Origin of the sequence: Robiginitalea sp., assembly GCF_049588695.1 — a bacterium.
In the GTDB taxonomy this organism is placed as follows: Bacteria; Bacteroidota; Bacteroidia; order Flavobacteriales; family Flavobacteriaceae; genus Robiginitalea.
Window position 1 is genome coordinate 1 of record NZ_JBAVZJ010000603.1, and the last position, 2,039, is coordinate 2,039.

A 2,039-nucleotide genomic window follows, 5' to 3' on the forward strand; every position below is an offset into this window, starting at 1 on the left:
GTATATGAAAAGACACGGACAGAACTCTTTGACTTCATCGTGTAAAATACCAGCCCCCCCTATGGAAACCCAGAACAACAATAAACTCTCATTTTTCGAAAAAGCCGGTTATGCCCTTGGGGATGGCGCAGCCAATATTGCCTGGCGGGGCGTGGCTACGTTCCTGTTTATTTTTTATACAGATGTGTTCGGGCTGACCCCGGGTTCTGTGGGGTTGTTAATGCTGATCGCCCGCTCGAGTGATGGTTTCAGCGATGTGCTCATGGGGGTCATCGGCGATCGCACCAAAACAAAGTACGGAAAATTCAGGCCCTGGATCCTCTGGACGGCCGTACCCCTGGGAGTCACATTATCCCTCCTTTTTACCTCTCCGGACCTCAGCGATACCGGAAAAATAATCTATGCGTATAGCACGTATATCATCTTCACCCTGCTATACACGGCAAATAACATCCCCTATGGCGCCCTGATGGCCGTGATGACGGGAGATGACAAGGAACGGACCAGCCTGGGTTCTTACAGGATGGTCGGGGCTTTTGCCGGGGGCATGCTCGTGCAGGGGGCGCTGCTTTTTTTAGTAGCGTATTTCGGCAACGTCAACCCGGATATACAGGTCGCCAAAACCGGGGAGCAGCAATATACCATTTCGGTCTCCGCCCCCGACTATACCGAAAATGCACAAATCAAAACGAAGGACGGTATAGCGACTTTTGAGGGGCAAGGCATTACGCCCACAAAAAGCCTGAGTTTTGAAATGCAGCCCGATAAGGTCTATACTTTTACCGCAAAGGGAGAAGCGGACCTGACCTCCGAAAAGATTACCCTGATCGACCAGAAAAAGGGCTACAGCCACGCGATTTATTTGCTGTCGGTATTCCTGACCTTGTTTATGGTCATCACGTTTTACAGCACCCGGGAGCGGGTGGCCCCACCGAAAGACCAGAAAACCAACCTCAGGAAGGACCTCTCGGACCTTATCCGCAACAAGCCGTGGATTGTGCTGCTGGTTATCGGGTTGCTGTTCAATGTATACAATTCGATCAAACAAGGGATCACGGTCATCTATTTTACCCATTACATACAAGACCAGCTCCTCTCTGCCACCTATTTGATCGCCCTGATGATTGCCTCCATTGCGGGGGCGATGGCCACCGCTGCCCTCGGCAAACGACTGGGGAAAAAGAAGCTTTTTATTTATGCACTGTTGTTTTCCGGTGCCGTAAACAGCCTGCTGGCCTTTTGTGGTCCGGATAGTATTGCGGCCATATTTGTTATCGGGGTAGTCTCAGAAGCCGCCAGTGCTATCTTCCCCACCCTGTTTTTTGCCATGCTGGGGGATGCTGCGGATTTCTCCGAGTATATCAATAAACGCAGAGCCACGGGATTGATCTATTCCGCCGGCTCCTTTGCTACCAAATTTGGCGGTGGCGTAGCCGGTGCGATAATCGGCGGGATCCTGGCTTATTTTCATTACGACGGGATGGATACAGAGGCCATCAAAGGTGCCGTACCCGGCATCAAGATGCTGATGAGCTGGGTCCCTGCACTGGTGGCCGGCCTGGCAGCCCTGATCATGCTTTCCTACCCGCTCAACCAACAAAAAATGGATGAAATAACCCGGGAACTCAATGCCCGAAGGATAAAAGAAATCTCATAAAAAAGAACCATGAAATACGGCCATTTCGACGACCAGAACAGGGAATACGTCATTACCAACCCGGAAACCCCCTGGCCCTGGATCAACTACCTGGGCAACAAGGATTTTTTCTCCCTGATTTCCAATACGGGGGGAGGGTATAGTTTTTACAAAGATGCCAAGTTCAGGCGGCTGACGCGCTACCGCTACAACAACGTTCCTATGGACCAGGGGGGGCGCTATTTTTATATCCAGGATGGGGAAACCAAATGGTCCCCGGGCTGGAAGCCCATGAAAACCCCTCTGGACCATTACGAGTGCCGGCACGGACTCAATTACAGCCGGATAACAGGTCAAAAGAACGGAATTAAAGCAGAGATGCTGTTTTTTGTACCCCTCGACA

1 protein-coding gene and 1 pseudogene are annotated in these 2,039 nt (G+C 51.2%); both read left to right on the top strand.

What is annotated here, in order from left to right:
* Positions 1–1,657: MFS transporter (locus WBV75_RS13805; RefSeq protein WP_424121166.1), on the top strand; the 1,657-nt coding region annotated here is incomplete at its 5' end.
* Between the two features lie 9 nt (positions 1,658–1,666).
* Positions 1,667–2,039 (top strand): annotated as a pseudogene (locus WBV75_RS13810) (glycosyl transferase); the annotation flags it as partial.